This is a genomic window from Mesorhizobium sp. P3_B5 (assembly GCF_056402815.1).
This window is the reverse complement of record NZ_JBFUGR010000018.1, coordinates 19,048-35,729: the sequence shown is the minus strand read 5'-3', so window position 1 is coordinate 35,729 and position 16,682 is coordinate 19,048. Positions and strand designations below refer to the sequence as shown.

18 protein-coding genes are annotated in these 16,682 nt (G+C 62.5%); 5 read left to right on the top strand and 13 right to left on the bottom strand.

Annotation, left to right across the window (positions count from 1 at the left end; all coding sequences use genetic code 11):
* Positions 1–23: 23 nt before the first annotated feature.
* Positions 24–974: a transcriptional regulator GcvA gene (gene gcvA / locus AC1DVW_RS27255; protein ID WP_477327214.1), complete on the bottom strand. Its 951-nt coding sequence runs from the start codon at positions 972–974 to the stop codon at positions 24–26.
* A gap of 130 nt (positions 975–1,104) precedes the next feature.
* On the opposite strand from gcvA, the gene AC1DVW_RS27250 reads away from it, so the two are divergent.
* Entirely contained in the window at positions 1,105–1,356 is a 252-nt protein-coding gene (locus tag AC1DVW_RS27250; RefSeq protein WP_477327212.1) for a hypothetical protein, read from the top strand.
* 69 nt (positions 1,357–1,425) lie between these two features.
* Here the strand turns inward: AC1DVW_RS27250 and AC1DVW_RS27245 are convergent, their stop codons facing one another.
* Positions 1,426–2,022, bottom strand: a complete 597-nt coding sequence (locus tag AC1DVW_RS27245) for a L,D-transpeptidase family protein (protein WP_477327210.1) — start codon at positions 2,020–2,022, stop codon at positions 1,426–1,428.
* Positions 2,023–2,106: 84 nt separating this feature from the next.
* Here AC1DVW_RS27245 and AC1DVW_RS27240 point away from each other — a divergent pair, with 84 nt between their 5' ends.
* Together AC1DVW_RS27240 and AC1DVW_RS27235 are read left to right on the top strand one after the other, a co-directional pair.
* On the top strand, positions 2,107–2,790 hold the full coding sequence (locus AC1DVW_RS27240) for a response regulator transcription factor (RefSeq protein WP_477248755.1): 684 nt from the start codon (positions 2,107–2,109) through the stop codon (positions 2,788–2,790).
* 284 nt (positions 2,791–3,074) lie between these two features.
* Positions 3,075–3,530 carry a cyclic nucleotide-binding domain-containing protein gene (locus AC1DVW_RS27235; RefSeq protein ID WP_477327208.1) on the top strand — a complete coding sequence of 152 codons (456 nt, stop codon included), beginning with the start codon at positions 3,075–3,077 and terminating at the stop codon, positions 3,528–3,530.
* Positions 3,531–3,537: 7 nt separating this feature from the next.
* Here AC1DVW_RS27235 and AC1DVW_RS27230 read toward each other — a convergent pair whose 3' ends face one another.
* From AC1DVW_RS27230 to tesB, 7 genes are all read right to left on the bottom strand, one after another.
* A complete protein-coding gene (locus tag AC1DVW_RS27230; RefSeq protein WP_477327206.1) occupies positions 3,538–4,344 on the bottom strand; it encodes an exodeoxyribonuclease III in 807 nt (268 codons plus the stop codon).
* 213 nt (positions 4,345–4,557) lie between these two features.
* Positions 4,558–5,223 carry an outer-membrane lipoprotein carrier protein LolA gene (locus tag AC1DVW_RS27225; RefSeq protein ID WP_477248751.1) on the bottom strand — a complete coding sequence of 222 codons (666 nt, stop codon included), beginning with the start codon at positions 5,221–5,223 and terminating at the stop codon, positions 4,558–4,560.
* A gap of 132 nt (positions 5,224–5,355) precedes the next feature.
* Complete coding sequence (locus AC1DVW_RS27220; protein ID WP_477327204.1) at positions 5,356–8,007, bottom strand: FtsK/SpoIIIE family DNA translocase; 2,652 nt, start codon at positions 8,005–8,007, stop codon at positions 5,356–5,358.
* A gap of 517 nt (positions 8,008–8,524) precedes the next feature.
* Positions 8,525–8,800, bottom strand: coding sequence for a hypothetical protein (locus tag AC1DVW_RS27215; RefSeq protein WP_477248749.1), 276 nt, complete (start codon positions 8,798–8,800; stop codon positions 8,525–8,527).
* A gap of 328 nt (positions 8,801–9,128) precedes the next feature.
* Positions 9,129–10,415, bottom strand: coding sequence for an ammonium transporter (locus tag AC1DVW_RS27210; protein ID WP_477248833.1), 1,287 nt, complete (start codon positions 10,413–10,415; stop codon positions 9,129–9,131).
* A 100-nt stretch (positions 10,416–10,515) separates the two neighbouring features.
* Positions 10,516–10,854 carry a P-II family nitrogen regulator gene (locus AC1DVW_RS27205; RefSeq protein WP_477248748.1) on the bottom strand — a complete coding sequence of 113 codons (339 nt, stop codon included), beginning with the start codon at positions 10,852–10,854 and terminating at the stop codon, positions 10,516–10,518.
* Positions 10,855–11,072: 218 nt separating this feature from the next.
* Entirely contained in the window at positions 11,073–11,948 is an 876-nt protein-coding gene (gene tesB, locus AC1DVW_RS27200; RefSeq protein WP_477248747.1) for an acyl-CoA thioesterase II, read from the bottom strand.
* A gap of 274 nt (positions 11,949–12,222) precedes the next feature.
* On the opposite strand from tesB, the gene AC1DVW_RS27195 reads away from it, so the two are divergent.
* On the top strand, positions 12,223–13,485 hold the full coding sequence (locus AC1DVW_RS27195) for a ubiquinone biosynthesis hydroxylase (protein WP_477248746.1): 1,263 nt from the start codon (positions 12,223–12,225) through the stop codon (positions 13,483–13,485).
* Positions 13,486–13,748: 263 nt separating this feature from the next.
* Here AC1DVW_RS27195 and AC1DVW_RS27190 read toward each other — a convergent pair whose 3' ends face one another.
* The 3 genes from AC1DVW_RS27190 to AC1DVW_RS27180 form a co-directional block, all read right to left on the bottom strand.
* The gene (locus AC1DVW_RS27190) at positions 13,749–14,276 is read right to left on the bottom strand and encodes a hypothetical protein (protein ID WP_477248745.1); all 528 of its coding nucleotides are present in this window, start codon (positions 14,274–14,276) and stop codon (positions 13,749–13,751) included.
* A 136-nt stretch (positions 14,277–14,412) separates the two neighbouring features.
* A complete protein-coding gene (locus tag AC1DVW_RS27185) occupies positions 14,413–14,769 on the bottom strand; it encodes a YciI family protein (protein WP_477248744.1) in 357 nt (118 codons plus the stop codon).
* Between the two features lie 3 nt (positions 14,770–14,772).
* Positions 14,773–14,988 (bottom strand): hypothetical protein, encoded by a 216-nt coding sequence (locus AC1DVW_RS27180; protein WP_477248743.1) that lies wholly within the window; start codon positions 14,986–14,988, stop codon positions 14,773–14,775.
* A 223-nt stretch (positions 14,989–15,211) separates the two neighbouring features.
* On the opposite strand from AC1DVW_RS27180, the gene AC1DVW_RS27175 reads away from it, so the two are divergent.
* On the top strand, positions 15,212–15,637 hold the full coding sequence (locus AC1DVW_RS27175) for an OsmC family protein (RefSeq protein WP_477327202.1): 426 nt from the start codon (positions 15,212–15,214) through the stop codon (positions 15,635–15,637).
* Between the two features lie 218 nt (positions 15,638–15,855).
* Here the strand turns inward: AC1DVW_RS27175 and AC1DVW_RS27170 are convergent, their stop codons facing one another.
* The gene (locus AC1DVW_RS27170) at positions 15,856–16,485 is read right to left on the bottom strand and encodes a YceH family protein (RefSeq protein WP_477327200.1); all 630 of its coding nucleotides are present in this window, start codon (positions 16,483–16,485) and stop codon (positions 15,856–15,858) included.
* Positions 16,486–16,682 lie beyond the last annotated feature (197 nt).

The window sequence follows — 16,682 nt, the reverse complement described above, 5'->3', positions numbered from 1 at the left end:
CTGCGCCCGGATTCGAGGACGACCTATAACTCGTCCCAGCTTCGACGTGTCGGGTCCGGCTGCGGGTTGTGGACTTCGTTTAGCATCCAGTCCTTGAACGCGACGATCCTGGCATCGTTCGCCGATCCCTGGGGGTAGACCAGATGATAGGCGAAGTCGGGCGAAACCTTGATGCCCAGTTCGAACGGCTGCACCAGCCGTCCCTCGGAGAGGTCGTTGGCGACCATGGCGAAATCGGCAAGCGCCACGGCATTGCCGTCGAGCGCTGCCTGCGTTGCATCGGTTGAGGACCCGAAGACGAGGGTGCGGCTGTCGTCGAAATCGTCGACGCCAGCGGCCGCCATCCACATGCGCCAGTTCGGCCATGTCACCCCCTGGCGCGACCACTGGATATGGGCGAGCGTGTGGTGGAACAGGTCGCGCGGCTCCTTCAGCGGCGGCCCGGCGCGCAGCAAGGCCGGGCTGCAGACGGGGATGATGACGTTGTCGAACAGCCGGTCCGCGCAAAGCCCCGGATATTTTCCGGTGCCGAAGCGGATGCCGATATCGACGTCGTCGCGATCGAAATCACGCACTTCGTAGGTGATGTCGAACCTGAGTTCGATGCCCGGCTGATGCCGGCGAAAATCGTCGATGCGCCGCATCAGCCATTTTGTCGCGAACTGGGCATCGAGGGTTATTTTCAGCAGCGCCGTGCCGCGTGTCATCTTTTGCGCCCGCGAGACGGCCCGGCCCAAAAGGTCGAGCGCATCGATCGCCGCTTCGAACAGCACCGTGCCCGCCTCGGTCAGCCGGATGGTGCGGCTGGTGCGCGTGAACAGCACGATGCCGAGCTGATCCTCGATTTCCTTGATCTGATGGCTGACCGCGGCCGGCGTCAGGCCGAGCTCGTCGGCAGCGCGGGTGAAATTGAGGTGCCGTGCCGCGGCTTCCAGCGTCCTCAGAGCACGCGTTCCGGGCAACAGGCGGGCCATGCCATCCTCAAATAAAACTTGACGATGGGAAAAGAACTACTCGTTTCCTCCTTAGATTTCAATCCGGCATGATGCATCCATCGAAGTACCATCAAACCGGATTTGATATCCGGAGGAAGCGGAGCACACCATGTCCATCATCGTTTTGAATTCGCCAGCCGCCCGTCCAGCCTGGTTACGCGCCGTGACCGACTGGCTTCGCCACGCCAGAGTCGCGCTCAACCTGCCACGCGAGAACGTCGAGGATCTGTCGGATCGCCAGTTGCGTGACATCGGCGCCAAGCGGAAGGACGTTACGCGGGCGATGGACCGGGAACTCGGCCGGTTGGGCCTTCTCGACATCGGCTGGCAGAGAAACAAGGGAATAGGCAGTGGGCAGTAAGGGAATAGGGGGGAACCGACGCGCATCCTACTCCCTACTCCCTACTCCCTACTCCCTACTCCCTACTCCCTACCTCACCACCCTCACCACCGTCCGATCCGACAACAACGGCAGCAGCCGCGCCATAGTCCGTGCCGTCACCGCGACGCAGCCTTGTGTTGGTGTGAAGCCGGGGCGTGCCAGGTGAAAGAAGATCGCGCTGCCGCGCCCGCGGCGGCGCGGCGCCATGTTCCAGTCGAGCACCAGGCAGGCGTCGTAGAGACGGTCGTCGCGCCGCATCCGCTCATGGCTGGCGCCATAGGGGATTTTGACCGGCCGGTTGTAGTTGCGGTCGTCAGGCACCTCGCACCAGCCGAGATCGGGACCGATCGGCGCCATCGCCAGCCGGGTTTTGCGGCCGGCGGCAAAATGATCCCCGCGGAAATATCCTGACAAGATCCGCATCGCGCCGAGCGGCGTCGCGCCGTCGCCTTCGCGCTTGTCGGCCGAGATGCCGCCGCGCCCCAATGCACAGGCAAACACCAGGCTGCCGGCCTGCAGAAACCCTTGTGCAGGGTGGCCCGGCCGTGCCCGCACCACCAGCACACGCAGCCCTTTTGGCAAAAATGCGCCGGCTGCATTGCGCGGCCGTTTTTTCTTGTATGATCGTGTCACGGAACAAATCACTGTGATCGGCTGTTGTGCCGGTCAGCTTGAGCATAAACGGGGGGCGGTCAACTGAATATTCTTTTCAAAACAACGGATTGATCCATGACATCACGCACCATTCTGATCGTCGACGACGATGACGACCTTCGCGGAACCCTCGTCGAACAATTGGCCCTCTACGAGGAATTCGACGTTCTGCAGGAATCCACCGCCGCCAAGGGTGTCGCCTCGGCACGTGGCGGCCTCATCGACCTGCTCATCATGGATGTCGGATTGCCCGACATGGACGGTCGCGAGGCGGTGAAAATACTGCGCAAGGGTGGCTACAAGGCGCCGATCATCATGCTGACCGGCCACGACACCGATTCCGACACGATTCTCGGTCTCGAAGCCGGCGCCAATGACTATGTGACCAAGCCGTTCCGCTTCGCCGTGCTGCTGGCCCGCATCCGTGCGCAATTGCGCCAGCACGAGCAGAGCGAGGACGCCACATTCTCGGTCGGGCCCTACACGTTCAAGCCCAGCCAGAAGCTGCTGATCGACCAGCGCGGCGCGAAAGTGCGGCTGACCGAGAAAGAGGCCTCGATCATCAAATATCTCTACCGCGCCGACCAGAAGGTGGTGACGCGCGACGTGCTTTTGGAGGAAGTGTGGGGCTACAATTCCGGCGTCACCACGCACACGCTGGAAACCCATGTCTACAGGCTGCGCCAGAAGATCGAGCGCGATCCTTCCAATGCCGAAATTCTTGTGACAGAAAGCGGCGGCTACAAGCTGGTTCCTTAAACATTTCATGATCCGATCAGCAATTCCAGGAAAAGTGTGGGCGGTTTTCCGTCCGGAATTGCGTAAAAACTAAAGGGATAAAACGGCCAGGGCGGGGCTGTTTTCGGGGACGATCCAGTTGGAGGTGTCTGGATCGACCCCGCGCATCGGCCAAAAATCGATTCGATTTTTGGAAAGCACGATGCGCAAATTGAAAGTTGCTAGAGCGTCCTTTGCGCGTCCAAGAAGGACGCGCGGCGCTCTAAGGGAGGGATTGGACTGACCGCTCGGGGACACAGCTAGAGATGGCGCTGGATGACGACATCCGCATCCTGTCCGCCGTGAAGCTCTTCGAGGGTTTCACGCAGGAACAGCTGCGTCTGCTCGCCTTCGGCGCCGAATCCACCCTGCTCAAGGCTGACCATAAGCTTTACCGCGAGGACGACGAGGCCGATTCGGCCTATATTGTGGTCAGCGGGCGCATCGTGCTCTATCGCGAGCAGAATGGCGACCGCATCCCGATCGGCAAGGCCGGTCCCGGCACCATCCTAAGCGAACTGGCATTGATCGCCGACACCAACCGGCTGACCAGCGCGTCGGCCGAAATCGATTCGGAAGTGATCCGGCTCAGCCGCAAGATGTTCCGCCGCATCCTCGAGGAGTATCCCGAGGTGGCGGTGAAATTGCACCAGCGCATCCTGGAGGATTTTCAGGCCATGATCGCCCGCATCGAGAAGCTGGCGCCGCGCTTTTCGAGCTGACGGATACCTACTCGAGGTCGAATCTTGCAATCACCGGCACATGGTCCGACGGCCGGTCCCAGCCGCGCGCCAGCCGCAGGATGTCGTAGCCGGCAAAGCTCGGCACCAGATTTGGCGATGACCAGACATGGTCGAGCCGCCGGCCGCGGTTCGACGCTTCCCAGTCCTGCGCGCGATAACTCCACCAGGTGTAGAGCTTCTGGTCGTGCGGCACGTTGAGCCGCATCAGGTCGACCCAGTCGCCGGCCAGCCGCATGGCTTCGAAATTCTCGGTCTCGACCGGCGTATGGCTGACGACGTTGAGCAGCTGCTTGTGCGACCAGACGTCGTGTTCGAGCGGCGCGATATTGAGGTCGCCGACCAGGATCGAGCCCGACACCTCGCTATGGTCGGCGCGGATGGCGTTCATCTCCGCGACGAAATCCAGCTTGTGCTTGAACTTGCGGTTGATGACGGGATCGGGCTCGTCGCCACCGGCCGGAACATAGAAATTGTGAACGAGGATCGTCTTGCCGCCGGCCTGGACAGTGACCGACAGATGCCGGCTGTCCTCGATTTCGCAGAAGCGCCGCTTTTCGACCACCTCGATCGGCCGCCGCGCCACCGTCGCCACGCCGTGGTAGCCCTTCTGGCCGTGGAAGGCGATGTGCTCGTAGCCGAGCTTGCGGAAAGCCTTCTCCGGAAACAGCTCGTCGGGAACCTTGGTTTCCTGCAGGCAGAGCATATCCGGCGCCTGCTCGACCAGCAGCCGCTCGACAATCGGCATGCGCAGGCGAACGGAGTTGATGTTCCAGGTGGCGATGGAAAAGGGCATGCGGCGATCCGGACAAAGGTCGCCGATCTAGTGCCAGCCAAGCGCCATAAACACAAGCCAGCCTTTTGCGGGCTGCTTCCCCGGCGGCCGCCCTGATTCAGGTCAGGCCGAGCCGAAAATGGTGGTCTCCGAGAACCGGAGCGGAGCGTACTTGAAGTACGTGAGCACCGGAAGCGGAGGAGACCGCCATTTGCAGGCCGGCCTCACCTGAATCTAGCGCGTCTTGGTGTTCAGCTCGCGGTTCGCCGTATAGTCGATGGCAAAGGTGTCGGGGGCGAAGCTGACGCCTTCCTTGACGTTGAAGATCATCACGGTCGTGTCCTTGCCCTGCGCGTCTGTGATGGTCCACTGGCGCAGCTCATAGGATTTCGGGTCGAACATCATGGTGATCTTCGAATTGCCGAACACCGATTTGTCGGCAAGCTGGATGGTGGTCAGGTCGCTCTCTTCCTTGACGCTTTTGACGCGGTTACCGGAGAGGTCGATCTTGGTGTCGAGCAACAGCTTCAGCGGCGTCTTCGACAACGGATAGAGGTCGGAAGTTTTCATCTTCTTGTTGAGGATGACCACCGACTTGCCGTCGGAAATCACCTTGAAATTCGACGATCCGTCATAATTGAAGCGGATCTTGCCCGGCCGTTCCAGAAAGAACTTGCCGCCGGTCTGCTCGCCCTTGGGTCCGAACTGGACGAACTCGCCGCTCATCGATTTGACCGAGGAAAAATGGTCGGCGATCTTCTGCGCCGCTGGCGGCACCGCCGCTTGCGCCGACGCCAGCAGCTGGAACCCGGGAACGACGTTGACGGCTGCAGCGCCGGCAAGGACCAGGCCGAGGCCGAGCACCTGGCGGCGGGTTGGATTGAATGATGCGTTTGTCATGCCGGTCACTCTCGTCTGGTTCGGTTGTGTCGCAGTCCTTGGCCCCCCAGTTGGGCTTAAGTTTGGCGGCCGGACAGCGCTCAGTCGCTTCAACGCGCCAAAAGGTTCAAAGTTGCCGCCCGTCGGGTCCAATCAGAACTTGGCGTCCTCCGTCGGCACCAGGATCTCGCGTTTGCCGGCATGGTTGGCCGGGCCGACGATGCCTTCCTTCTCCATCTTCTCGATGATCGAGGCGGCGCGGTTGTAGCCGATGCCGAGCCGACGCTGGATATAGCTGGTCGAGGCCTTGCCGTCGCGCAGCACCACCGAGACCGCCTGATCGTAGGGATCGTCGGAATCCTCGAAATTGCTGTTGCCGCCGCCGGAGCCGCCCTTGCCCGACGGTTCGTCATCGTCGTCCTCGCCGTCGTCCTCGGTGATGGCGTCGAGATATTCCGGCACGCCCTGCAGTTTCAGATGCGCGACGATCTTTTCCACCTCTTCATCGGCGACGAACGGGCCGTGCACGCGCTGGATGCGGCCGCCGCCGGCCATGTAGAGCATGTCGCCCATGCCGAGCAGCTGCTCGGCGCCTTGCTCGCCGAGGATGGTGCGGCTGTCGATCTTCGACGTCACCTGGAACGAGATGCGGGTCGGGAAGTTGGCCTTGATCGTGCCGGTGATGACGTCGACCGACGGTCGCTGCGTTGCCATGATGACATGGATGCCGGCGGCGCGCGCCATCTGCGCCAGCCGCTGCACCGCACCTTCGATATCCTTGCCGGCGACCATCATCAGGTCGGCCATCTCGTCGATGATGACGACGATGTAAGGCATCGGCTCGAGGTCGAGATTCTCCGTCTCGTAGATCGCCTCGCCGGTCTGGCGGTCGAAGCCGGTCTGCACGGTGCGCGAGATCTTTTCACCCTTCTTCTCGGCCAGCTGAACCCGCGCGTTGAAGCCGTCGATGTTGCGCACGCCGACCTTCGACATCTTGCGGTAGCGGTCCTCCATCTCGCGCACGGTCCATTTCAGCGCCACCACCGCTTTCTTCGGATCGGTGACCACGGGCGTGAGCAGATGCGGGATGCCATCATAGACCGAGAGTTCCAGCATCTTCGGGTCGATCATGATCAGCCGGCAGTCCTGCGGCGTCAGCCGGTAGAGCAGCGACAGAATCATGGTGTTGATGGCGACCGACTTGCCGGAGCCGGTGGTGCCGGCGACAAGCACATGCGGCATCTTGGCGATGTCGACTATGACGGCCTCGCCATTGATGGTCTTGCCGAGCGCCAGCGCCAGCTTGGCCTTGGTGGTTTCGAAATCGCGGCTGGCCAGGATTTCCCGGAGATAGACCGTCTCGCGCTTGGCGTTCGGCAGTTCGATGCCGATGGCGTTGCGGCCGGGCACCACGGCGACGCGGCAAGCGATCGCGCTCATCGAGCGGGCGATGTCGTCGGACAGGCCGATGACCCGCGACGATTTGATGCCGGGCGCCGGCTCGAGTTCGTACAGCGTGACCACCGGGCCTGGACGCACGGCGATGATCTCGCCCTTGACGCCGAAATCCTCCAGCACGCCTTCGAGCAGGCGCGCATTCTGCTCCAGCGCATCCTTCGACAGGCTGGCATCACGCACGACATTCTTCGGCTCGGACAGGAAATGCAGCGACGGCATTTCGAATTTTTCGGAGCCGATCAGCGAGGTCTGCGCTTCGCGCTGGACGCGGGCGCCGGGCGCCGGGCGCCGCGCCGGTGCGGCGACACGAGTGGCGGCATCGGAGCGGTAATTCTGCACCTGCGCGCGGCGCTGGACGACAGGCTCGTCGTCGTCGAGATCCATGTCTTCGTCATCGTTGTCGAAGACGTCGTCATCGTCGGGGTCGACCGAAACGCTGCGATCGTTGACCATGGCGGCGAAGAATTCCGGCTCGACACGGGCGCGGCCGTCGGCGCTCATCCGCGCTTCGGCGAACTCGGCCGATTCGACCCGTTCGGCGGCACGCCGCCAGCCGCCGGCGCGTGGCTCCATCTCCGGTTCGTATTCGTCCCGCTCCTCTCGCCGACGCGCGGCGCGGCGGCGCAGATAGGCGCGCAGCGACAGCCACCAATGGGTGATGGCGCCAAGCGCCAATATGCCCTCGTCGCCCTCGTCGTCGTCATTGTCGAAGAGCAGGTCGTCCTCGCGCGGATCGGCAGCGGCAGGTTCCTCCTGGACGGCAAAACCATTCTTGCGCGCGAGCAACGCCGACCCATAGGCAAACAGCCACAGCGTCGGTGCGATGAGCAGCACCGCAAGCACGCTGGCGATGATGCCGGACGGGTAGCCGCCAATGACCAGCCCGGGGATCTTGAGCACCATGTCGCCGAACACGCCGCCGAGGCCGGTCGGCAGCGGCCAGGTCTTGGGCGGCACCACGCAACCGGCGATCGCCGCGGCAGTCAGCGCAAATCCGAACCATGCGAGGCCGCGCTTCGGCAGCCTGTCGACGCCGCGCGCGGTAAACAAAAGGAAGCCCCAGATCACCGCCGGCACCAGCGCAGCAACAGCGGCGAGGCCGAAGAACTGCATGGCGAGGTCGGAGAAGACAGCGCCGGCATAGCCCATGGCGTTGGTGACGATGTTGTCGGTGGCGTGCGAGAAACTCGGATCGGCGACGTTCCAGGTGGCAAGGCTGGCGACGCCGAAGGCGACGGTCACGAACAGGCAAGCGCCGACCAGCCGGCCGACCTGGCGCCGCGCGAATGCCTGGATGCCGTGCCCCGTATCGGTCAGCGCGAGCGGTGCTGAAGCCCCTGAACGCATGCTCTTCCCCGTCTGTCATGGACTGGCCGGGCGCAAGACGCACTCCGGCAGATTCGAATGTCAGACTATCGGCGGGAAGGTTAAGGCCGCATTAACTATACGGAGCCTGCAGCGTTAAAACACGGGATGGAGCGGTTGGCCAGACAGTGCGGGCACAGATGAAAACCCGCGCGATCGGGAGCCGCAAGGCCTTCGCGAAAGGGCAAAAAGTGAGAGGCGGTGAAACCTGACTATCCGTTCGCGGACACCACAGACGCCACCACGGCAGAGAGTTTGCCGCGCTTGTCCAGCCTTGGTTTCTCATAGATCTTCCTCATGCGTGGTTCCCTGTCCTGGCACGAGTCGCAATACGGCGACGCTCAAAGGGATACCACGCCCGTCCAGCACCGTCATCTCCCGCTCGGAGGATGATTTGGCCTGCCCGATGCGTGGAAAAAATGGCGGGCGCATTGGCCCACCGCCGTTCATTGCAAGCGACAAGACGACCAGGCTCGATTAAGCCTGATCCCTGGCAACCTCAGTTGGCGCCACCGAGCGCCTGCACATTGGCGCAGAATTCGGCGTGCGGCTTGCTCATCGCCGCGTCATTGCATTCCTTCTTCATCGCTTCCTGCTTTTCCATTGGCATCGCCATGAAAGCAGCCTTGAACTCTTCCATCGGCTTCATGGTTTTCATGCCGGAATCCGTGAAGAACGGCGCCATGTTGTCCGGCTCGTCGAGTGCACCGGCAAATGCCACGCCGCTGACCATCGAAAGAGCAAGCGCTCCGAGGCAGATGTTCTTGATGTTCATGAGATGGTTCCTTCCCTGCTGTTTGTGCGACCGTCCGAACGACGTTCGCCTCCACAGTTCGGAACCGGCAGGGTTGATGTTTCCTGGAAAATCTCCATCACGCGAACGTGATTGCGAGAATATCGGCGTTGCCAGAACGATTGTACCAAAAAAAGAGGCCCGGACCCGGTCCGGGCCTCAATGCGTGAGCACCTTTCGGGAGCGTCACGACGGGATTCCATTCTTTAGAGCAATTCCGGGTGTGCAGCGCTTTCCCTAGGGAATTGCGTAGAGAGATAAGGGGACCGGCGGGAGGAGGGTTCCGCCGGTCCCGTTGGCAAAGCTGGCCTTACGGCACCACTTCGCCATGCTGGCTGATGTCGAGACCCTCGACCTCTTCCTGTGTCGTCGGACGCAGGCCAACCAGGGCCTTGACGACATAGAGGATCACGAAGGTGGCGACCGCCGTCCACACGATGGTGACGGCGACGCCGTAGATCTGCTTGCCGAGCGAAGCACCCGACGACAGGCTGTTGATCGCCGGATCGGCCAGCACGCCGGTGAGCAGGGCACCGATGACACCGCCGACGCCGTGCACGCCGAAGGCATCGAGCGAGTCGTCATAGCCGAACATGTGCTTCACCTTGACTGCCGATATGTAGCAGAGCACGCCGGCGACGATGCCGACGATGAAGGCGCCGGTCGGGTTGACGAAGCCGGAAGCCGGCGTCACCGCGACCAGGCCGGCAACGGCGCCGGAGATGATGCCGAGCACGCTGGGCTTCTTGGCGATGATCCATTCCGCGAACATCCAGGCGAGAGCCGCGGCTGCGGTGGCAACCTGGGTGTTGAGCATGGCAGCACCGGCGAGGCCGTCGGCCGCCAGTTCCGAACCGGCGTTGAAGCCGAACCAGCCGACCCACAGCAGCGAAGCGCCGATCACCGAGTAGACGAGGTTGTGCGGCGCCATGTTGGTGGTGCCGTAGCCTTCGCGCTTGCCGAGAACCAGCGCGCAGACCAGACCCGCGACACCGGCGTTGATGTGAACGACCGTGCCGCCGGCAAAGTCGAGCACGCCAGCCGTGCCGAGGAAGCCGCCACCCCAGACCCAGTGTGCGATCGGCACGTAGACGACGAGCAGCCACAGCGCCATGAAGATCAGCAGCGCCGAGAACTTAAAGCGTTCGGCGAAGGCGCCGGCAATCAGCGCAGGCGTGATGATGGCGAAGGTCATCTGGAACATCGAGAAGACGAATTCAGGAATGTTCGCGACGCCCGGCAGCCACAGCGAGGACGTGGTGATGCCGTGATGGAAGAACTTCGAGGTACCGCCGAGATAGCTGTTGATGCCGCCGCCGTCGGAGAAGGCCAGCGAATAGCCGAACATGAACCACAGCACCGTCACCAGACAGGTGATGGCAAAGCTCTGCATGATGGTGGCGAGCACGTTCTTCTTGCGCACCATGCCGCCATAGAACAGCGCCAGGCCGGGGATGGTCATCATCAGCACCAGCGCCGTCGAGGTCAGCATCCAGGCGGTGTTGCCGGTGTCGAGCGCGGGTGCCGGCGGCGCAGCCGCAGCTGCATCGGCGGCGGCAGGAGCCGCGGTCTGCGCGAAGGCGGCGACCGTGCCCATTGCAGCGAGAGCGAGCGAGCCAAGCGCGGCCACACGTCCCGTTGTTTTCAAGGTGGAAGGTATGTTCATTGAACTCTCCATTGGAATACGTGTTCGCCGCTCAAAGCGCGTCGGTGTCTGTTTCGCCGGTGCGAATGCGCACCGCCTGGTCGATGCCGAAAACGAAGATCTTGCCGTCGCCGATCTGACCGGTCTTGGCCGCCGCGGTGATGGCTTCGACGGCCTTGTCGACCAGGTCGCCGCTGACCGCGACTTCGATCTTGATTTTTGGCAGGAAGCTGACCGCGTATTCCGCCCCGCGATAGATTTCCGTATGTCCCTTCTGACGCCCGTAGCCTTTGACTTCGGTGACGGTCAGGCCCTGGATGCCGACTGCGGTGAGCGCTTCGCGCACCTCGTCGAGCTTGAACGGCTTGATGATTGCCATCACGATTTTCATAAGGTTTCACCCTTTGCTGTTGCGGGTCCCCCGCGTTTACGACTTCGCCGATCCCAATGAGAGCCGGAGAGTGCCCGCTAGGATTCAAGCTCCGTGCCAATTGCCGAAGCAGGGTGTTAACCCTCTGTAAACAAACGGATTGGGAGAGGTTTGGCGGCTAAATGTGCACAGCCGGGGTAACGCTTGTGATTAAAAAATGGGCAATTTTTCAAAAATGCCTATTCTGCGGGCGGCCGCTTCAACCTGATGAGGCCTTCCTGGGCAACCGAGGCAATCAATGTGCCGTCGCGGGCAAACAGCGAGCCGCGTGTGAAGCCGCGCGAGCCTTGCGTCGACGGGCTGTCTTGCGTGTAGAGGATCCAGTCGTCGAGCGGATGGCTGCGATGGAACCACATGGCGTGATCGAGACTTGCCGCCTGGATGTCGCGATCGAAAATGGCGCGGCCATGCGCGAAGGTCGAGGTGTCGAGCAGCGTCATATCGGAGAGATAAGCGAGCACCGCCGCCTGTATGCCTCTGTCGGCCGGCACCGGACCGGTGGTGCGGATCCAGATGTTCTGCTTCGGCTCCAGTTTTTCGCGGCTTGTGTAATGCTTCAGCATCACCGGCTTCATCTCGATCGGCCGGTCGCGCTCCCAGTAGCGCTTGATGCCCTCGGGCACCGCCTCGCCGAACTTGCCCAGCAATTCCCGCTGCGACAACAGGCTATCGGGCGCCGGCACGTCTTGCGGCATCGGCACCTGATGCTCGAGACCGATCTCGTCCTGCTGGAAAGAGGCTTCCAGCGAAAAGATTGCCTGGCCGTGCTGGATCGCGACGACGCGGCGGGTGGTGAAAGAGCCGCCGTCGCGGATGCGGTCGACCTCGTAGATGATCGGCACCTTGGTGTCGCCCGGCCGCATGAAATAGCCATGCAGCGAATGCACGTGGCGCTCCGGTTCGACCGTCCGCTGCGCGGCGACCAGCGCCTGGGCGATGGTCTGGCCGCCGAAGATGCGCTGCCAGTCGAGTTTGGGGCTGCGACCACGGTACAGGTTGTGTTCCAGCTGCTCGAGGTCGAGAATGCTGAGAAGCTCGTCCATGGCCGCTGTCATGTTTTTCGCGCCCCTAGTGTCGTGATTTCGAAGTTCGCTTGATTTTGATATTGCGCTCGGAGCGAACTTCGAAATCAAAACGACACTAGAAATCGTCAGTTTGCTAGTGTCCTTACGATTCTGAAATTCGTACTGCCCTCGATATCCAACTCGGACGAATTTCAGAATCGGGACACTGGCTGCGGAAGTGTTAAGGCGGTTTCCGACAGGAATGGCGGGCAGTCAAGGCCGGAATGGCCGCCGGCAACAGCCAAGGCCACGAAAGGAATTTATCATGGCGGACCGCAAGGCGGATGCAAAAGCCCGAGGCTCACTCGACGTTCTGGTCGCCGGCGCCGGCTATGTCGGCCTTGCCGCCGCCGTATCGCTGAAACAAGCACGGCCGAGCCTCACTGTCGCCGTGGTCGATGCAGCACCCGCAGGCGTCTGGCAGAAGGACGGCCGCGCCTCGGCCATCGCCGCTGCCGCTTGCCGCATGCTCGACCAGCTCGGCGTCTGGCAGGAAATCGTCGGCCAATCGCAAGCCATAACAGAAATGATCGTCACCGATTCGCGCACCTCCGATCCGGTGCGTCCGGTGTTTCTGACCTTTGACGGCGAGGTCGCGCCGGGCGAGCCGTTTGCGCACATGGTCGCCAACGCGGATTTAAACGGTGCCTTGCGCCGGCGCGCGCAGAAACTCGGCATCGACATCATCGAAGGCGTCGCCGTCGGCGCCTTCGACAGCAACGGCGCCGGCATCACCGTGCATCTGGCCGACGGCGCGACGCTGAAGGCGCGATTGCTGGTCGCCGCCGACGGCGTCAACTCGAAATTGCGCGACATGGCCGGCATCAAGACGGTGAAATGGGAGTATGGCCAGTCAGGCATCGTCTGCACCGTGGCGCATGAGCGCCCGCACAATGGCCGCGCCGAAGAGCATTTTCTGCCAGCCGGCCCTTTCGCCACCCTGCCGCTCAAGCCGGGCAAGGACGGCAGCAATCGCTCGTCGCTGGTCTGGGTCGAGCGGTCCGAGGATGCTCAAAAACTGGTCGATGGCGACGACCTCGTCTTCGAGCACGAACTCGAACTGCGCTTCGGCCTGAGGCTCGGCGAAATCCGTGTCGCCGACAAACCGCGCGCCTGGCCACTCGGCCTGACCATTGCCCGCGCCTTCGTCGCGCCGCGCATTGCGCTTGCCGGCGACGCCGCCCACGGCATCCATCCGATCGCCGGCCAGGGCCTCAATCTCGGCTTCAAGGATGTGGCCGCATTGGCCGAAGTGGTTGTCGAGGCCGACCGGCTGGGGCAGGACATCGGCGCGCTCGACGTGCTCGAACGCTACCAGCAATGGCGGCGTTTCGACACTGTGCAGATGGGCATCACCACCGATGTGCTGAACCGGCTGTTCTCCAACGACATCGGCCCGCTGCGCGCCGTCCGCGACATCGGCCTTGGTCTCGTCGAGCGCATGCCCAGGCTGAAGGAGTTTTTCATTCGCCAGGCGTCCGGCCTGTCGGGTGATACGCCGCGGCTGTTGAAGGGCGAGGCGATCTGAGCGTTGCCCAACGTCGTCATCCTTGGGCGTAGCGACGCGAAGCGGAGCAAGACCCAAGGATCCATTGCGTGACCTTGGTCGAAGAATGCAGCGGACCAGAATTCTGCATCGTAGCAACGCTTTGAAGTCGCGGCATGGATCCCGGGGTCTGCGCCGCGTCGCTTCGCTCCTTGCTACGCCCCAGGATGACGAAGCGATGGGTGTTTCCGCTAATCGCCAAGGCGATCTGCCAAGGTAGCGGGCTCAGATCCCCGCCAGCGAACTTAATTCACCTCGAAACCCAGCTTTTGCCGCAGCCGCAATATCCGCTGGTCGGCAATCTCCAGGCGTTTCTCGCCGCCCTGGGCCGCGCGGTTCACCATCTGCAGCAGATCGTTTCGCTCGGCCACATCGAGACGTTCGCGCAGGAACGGCGCCAGCTTGTCGATGACGATCGTCGTGTCGTCGATCTGCGCCGCCGCCCATTTGGCATAGATCACCGCCTCGTCGGTCTTCTTCTTGTCGGCGATCTCCGAGATCACCGACCGGATGACGGCTTCGCGCTGCGGCAGGATCGGCCCGTTCTCGGAAACCATGGCGGTGATCAGCGTCGCCGCGGCCACGACGGGATCGTCGATCGCCGTCAGCGGCGACAGCGCCGCCTGCTTGCGCAGCTTCTTGCGGCGGATATTGCCCTGGACCCGACCGACGACATCGGCGACTTCTCGCGCCGCCTCGTTCATGGCCTTCATCCGGTACCACCAGAACGCTGCCGCCCCAAGGACGCCAAGGATAGCAATCAAGAACGGCATGCCAACATCCCCCAAAATCGCGCCGACGATAGGAGAAGTATTGCGCTGCTTCAACACGCAAAGATTGCTTGCGGCGAAGAACCAGAGGCATTCCACCGGCCTGGAACCCCTGGTTTCAAAGTCGCCGACTTCGGGTTCACGACCCCGGCACGTCGTAGATCGCCCTGACTTCGATGGTGCCGATTTCGGCCAGCGGAATTCCGCCTGCGATCTCCAGCGCCTCGTCGAGATCTTTTGCTTCGATCATGACGAAGCCCAGCAACTGCTCCTTGGTCTCGGCGAAAGGGCCGTCGGTAATCAATCTCTTGCCCTGGCGCCGACGCACTGTTTTCGACGTTTTTACCGACTGCAGCGCCTGCGCGATGATCAGCTGGCCGCGCTTTTCCAATGACCTGTCATAGGCCAGCGACTCGGCATCGAGCTTGGCCGACCCCTCGGCGGTCAGGGCGTGAAGGTCTTTCTCCTCACCATAGACCAGGCAAACATATTGCATTTTTTATCTCCCTTGCTGCGAAACATAAGATGAGGCGATCAAAGTGTCAGCCGGGTGCTTGCCCGCTGCATGATCGATAAAGCAGAAGGCAACGCCGATGATGGCGACCGCCGCAAGCAGCCGGCCGAAGCCGGACGGCTGCTGATACAGCCAGTCGGTTTTTTCGTCGCCGGCGGCTCGGCCGGTGTCTATCCAATGCGCGGAAAACAGATTGTTCATGGGAACCTCCATCCGCCACGAAATCCGTGGCCGCCCGCAGGACGGTCGGGGCACGGCGAAGTCGACATTTTTGCACGCACATTTTTTTCAAAATAATTTGCGAAGTGCCACGAAGAGTGGGCGATGGCCGCAAGACCGCGGTGGTCTTCCCTCGTGCCCGCGCTATAGTTGGAAGGAACGCCGGCACCGGGCCGGCGCAATCGGATCAATCAAGGAGGACTTCATGGACCGCACCGCAAACGCCATCTGGAAAGGCGATCTGAAGGGGGGCAAAGGCACGCTCGACAGCCAGAGCGGAACCCTGAAGGGCACGCCCTATTCCTTCAAGGCGCGCTTCGAGGACGAAAGCGGCAAATCCGGCACCAACCCGGAAGAGCTGATCGCGGCAGCACATGCCGGCTGCTTTGCCATGCAGTTCTCGCATTTCCTGGCCGAAAACGGCACGCCCGCCACCGAGCTCAACGCCAAGGCGGTGGTGACGCTGGTGCCCGGCACCGGCATCACCGGCAGCGCCCTCACCGTGGTCGGCAAGGTGCCGGGCATCGAGGCGGCGAAATTCCAGGAGTTGGCAGAAAAGGCCAAGGCCGGTTGCCCCGTGTCGCAAGCGCTCGGCGCCATAAAGGTGTCGCTCGACGCGAAATTGGGCTGATTGGGTGATCTTTGCCCTGGGGTAGCGATCCTTCACGCTCCCCTCTGCCCTACCGGGCATCTCCCCCACAAGTGGGGAGATTGGACGTCGCCTCGGCTTTCGCCAATCGCCGGCGATGAAAGAGAGCGGGACGGCGGAGCTGCCGATCTCCCCCCTCGTGGGGGAGATGGCCGGCAGGCCAGAGGGGGGCGCTGTCCCTCCGACATCTCCGCTAATTGCTAAGCCCCCAACGCGTCGAGCCGGGCGCGAAGTGCTGCGACTTCCTGCTCCAGCGATTCAATCCTCGCTTCCAGGTCGGAGACAGGCATGATCAGCGTATTGCGCTGCGCGGACAGGGCAGCAACGTCCACCGGGCCACCGAGAAGCTGCACGAAGCGGTCCTCGCGCTGGCCTGGTCCACGCGGGATTTCCTGGACGAGCGGCGGCCGGCGGCCGATCAGCATGTCGAGTTCACCGCGCAGGTCTTCGATCGACGGAAACTTGGCCATCCGCTCGCCCCGCGCCAAGAGTTCATGTGCCGTCTGCGGCCCGCGCAACAACAGCAGCCCCAGCAAGGCGGTCTGCGGCGTGGTCAGCGAGAATCGTTGCGCCATCTGATGTTCGTAGCGCTCCACGCGGGAACCGAACATCTGCCGCACCAGCCCCTTCTGCTCAAGCAGCTTCAGGGCCCGGTGCACCTCCACCTGCTCCAGCGCCATAACCGGCTCGCGCGCCGTCTTCTGGTTGGCGGCGGCGTGCGCGGCATTGAGCGTCAGCGGATAGATATCCGGCGTCAGTTCCTTCTTCTCGATCAGGCAGCCGAGTATCCGGGCTTCGACGGGGGAGAGGATGGGAAGATCGTCGCTCATTGGGTTGCAGTCCTTTCTGACGCTGGCGGGACAGCGCCCCCCTCTGTCCTGCCGGACATCTCCCCCACATGGGGGGGAGATCGGTAGCTTCGCCGACAGCACGTCATCCTTCAACCTTGGAAATTGGTGAAAGACGCAGTGACGGCCAATCTCCCCACCCGTGGGGGAGATGTCCGGCAGGACAGAGGGGGCGCGAA